This is a genomic window from Kineococcus sp. TRM81007, assembly GCF_022669155.1.
Lineage (GTDB): Bacteria > Actinomycetota > Actinomycetes > Actinomycetales > Kineococcaceae > Kineococcus.
In genome coordinates this window covers 44,151-47,088 of sequence record NZ_JALBVB010000050.1, presented here as the reverse complement: position 1 = coordinate 47,088, position 2,938 = coordinate 44,151, and the positions used below count along the sequence as shown (strand labels likewise).

The 2,938-nt window shown below is 76.0% G+C and carries 2 protein-coding genes; both read right to left on the bottom strand.

The window, feature by feature from the left end; all coding sequences use genetic code 11:
* Positions 1-26 precede the first annotated feature (26 nt).
* On the bottom strand, positions 27-1,100 hold the full coding sequence (locus tag MN205_RS09030; protein WP_242126432.1) for a sugar ABC transporter substrate-binding protein: 1,074 nt from the start codon (positions 1,098-1,100) through the stop codon (positions 27-29).
* 83 nt (positions 1,101-1,183) lie between these two features.
* Positions 1,184-2,821: a methyl-accepting chemotaxis protein gene (locus MN205_RS09025; RefSeq protein ID WP_242126429.1), complete on the bottom strand. Its 1,638-nt coding sequence runs from the start codon at positions 2,819-2,821 to the stop codon at positions 1,184-1,186.
* Positions 2,822-2,938 lie beyond the last annotated feature (117 nt).

Below are 2,938 nucleotides of genomic sequence, written 5' to 3'. Positions count from 1 at the left end.
GGGGCCCTCCCGCACGTCGACGGGCGTCAGCCGGTGATGCCGGCCTCCTGGCACAGCGCGCTCGCCGCACCCGCGCACAGCGCCTCGGCGGTGGTGTAACCGGAGTCCAGGACCTTCGAGCGGATGTCCGCCCTCGTCACCGCCTCCGGCTGCAGCAGCACGGTGGGCACCGCGCCGTCGCCGTTGTCCGTCGTGGTCGTCGTCGCCGGCTCCTCACCCGCCAGGACGTCGGCGACGAGGTCGGCGGTGGTGCGCGCCTGCGCGGGCAGGTCCTTGAACACCGTCATCGTCTGCGTGCCGGCCAGGATGCGCTGCAGCGCGGCGACCTCCGCGTCCTGCCCCGTGATCGGCACCCCGCCGTACCCGGCGGCGGTCAGCGCCTCCAGGGCGCCGGCGGCGAGGCCGTCGTAGGACGTGTACACGCCCAGCAGCTCGCGCCCGCCCAGCTCGCGCAGCGCCGCCGCCATCTCCACCTCGGCCTGCTCCGCGCTCCAGCCGGCCACCGAGCGGTCCGCGGCGATCTCGACCTCCCCGTCCAGCACGGAGTGCGCGCCGGCGGCGAACAGGCCGGCGTTGTTGTCCGCCGGGTCGCCCTGGAGCATCACCACCGCGCCCTGCCCGGCGCGCTCGCCCACCGCGTCGAGGATCGCCCGCGCGCCGATCTCGCCCACCGCGCCGCCGTCGAAGGAGACGTAGTAGTCCAGCGGGGCGTCCTTGACGAGCCGGTCGTACGCCACCACGGGCACGCCCGCGGCGTCCGCGCTGCGCAGCAGCGAAGCCGCCTCGGCGCCGTCGGCGGCCACGACCACGAGGGCCTCGGCGCCGTCGGCGAGGGCCCGCTCGCCCTGCCGGTTCTGCTCCGCCTGGTCCGCGGCGGTGTGCAGGTCCACCACGCAGTCCCCGCAGCGCTCCTGCAGCCGCACGGCGAAGTTCGGGTAGTCGTACGCCAGCGCCCGCAGCGACGTGCTGGGGGCCAGGAACGCGACGCGGCGCTCACCGCCCGCGGCGGGCGCGTCCGAGGCGTCCCCGCCGCACCCGGCCAGGACCAGGGTGGCGAGGGCGGCGAGCGTCGCGGCGGCCTTCGCGGGGGTGCGGTTCACGGTGGTCCTCCCGGGGGTGGGGGTGTGCCGCGGGGCGGCGTTCGAGTCGGGGTTCGGGGCGGTGCGCACGGCCGGGACCGGTGTCAGTACCGGAAGGTGGCGACGGTGGCGCGCATGCGGTCGGCCATCCCGGCCAGCTCGCGCACGGCCTGGTCGGACTCGGCCGCACCCGCACCGCTGGTCTGGGCGGCGCCGGCGACCGCGCCGATCGTCCCGGCGATCTCGGTGGCGCCGTTCGCGGCGTCACCCACCAGCCGGCTCATCTCCTGCGTGGTGGCCGCCTGCTCCTCGACCGCCGCGGCGATCGTGCCCTGGTAGTCGCTGATCTCGGCGATGACGCTGGAGATGCTGGAGATCGCCGTCACGGCGCGCTCCACGTCCCCCTGGATGGCCTGGATGCGGGTGGCGATGTCCTCGGTGGCCCGGGCGGTCTGCCCGCTGAGCTCCTTGACCTCCCCGGCGACCACGGCGAACCCCTTGCCGGCGTCGCCGGCGCGGGCGGCCTCGATGGTGGCGTTCAGCGCCAGCAGGTTCGTCTGCTCCGCGATCGAGGTGATCGTCTTGACGACGTCGCCGATCTCGGCGGAGGAGCGGCCCAGCGCGGCCATCGTCTCGCCCGTCTCGGTGGCGATGCCCACCGCGCGGCCCGCCACGTCCGACGCCCGCGCCGCGTTGGTGGAGATCTCGGTGATGGACACGCCCATCTCCTCCGCGCCCGCGGCGGCACCGGCGATGTGGCCGCTGACGTCGTTCGCGGAGCGCGCCACGGTGCCGGCGCGCTCGGAGACGTCCGCGACGCTGCCGGAGATCGCCGACGTGGTCGCCTGCAGGTCCCCGGCGGCGCGGGCCAGGGTGCCGGCGTCGGCGTCCAGGCCGGCGACGGTGCGGCGCATGCTCTCGGTGGCCGTGCGCAGGGCCTGCGCCATGCGGCCGACCTCGTCGTGGCGGTCCACGTCCGCGGTGGCGGTCAGGTCGCCGTCGGCGACGCGGCCGAGGACGTCGACGACCTGCCGCAGCGGGCGCACCACCAGGTTCGTCGTCCAGCGCGCCAGGAGCACGGTGACGAGCAGGCCGGAGACGAGCACGGCGACCATCGTGGTGCGGGCGGTGGAGTAGGTGCCGGCCGCCGCCTCCACGGAGGCGAGGGCGTGCTCCTCGCTGAGGTCGTCCAGCTCCGTCAGGGCCCGTTCCGCGTTGCCGGCCAGCAGTGCGACGTTGCCCAGGTACAGCTGCTGGAACTTCGCGCGGTCCCCGGCCTCGCCGGACATCGCCAGCGGGGCGAGGAACCCGTCACGGGTGCCGCGGTAGGAGGTCCACCAGGTGGTGAACTCCTGCAGCTTCGCGCGCTGGGCGTCGGTGCTCAGGGCCGCCGCGTAGGAGGCGGTGAGCTCGTCGACCCGCTCGTCGTCCGCCCGGACGCGCTCGGCGAGGTCGGCGCGGGCGGCGTCGTCGTCCGCCAGGGCCAGGTTCGCCAGGTCCCGCTGGCTCTCCAGGGCGGCCGAGCGCAGGTCGGCCAGGTCGGCGCCCGGCAGCAGGTCGCGCTCGTACACCTCGCTGGTGCGGGCGCTGACGTCGGACAGGCCGCCCAGGCCCACCACGAGCAGGCCGGTGGCGACGGTGCACGACAGGGCGACGATCGCGCCGATCTTCGTGGCGACCGAGCGGTCGGCGAAGCGCCTGCGGCCACCGTCACCGGCGGGGGGCGGGGGCGTCGAGCTCAAGGGGGCCTCCATCGTCCGGGCGCACCCCGCGGGCAGGGGTGACCGTCCTCCATCGGCACACCCCGGGCACCGCTTGAGACGCCCCCTCGGGTGCCTCCTCCCCACCCCGCGGTGATC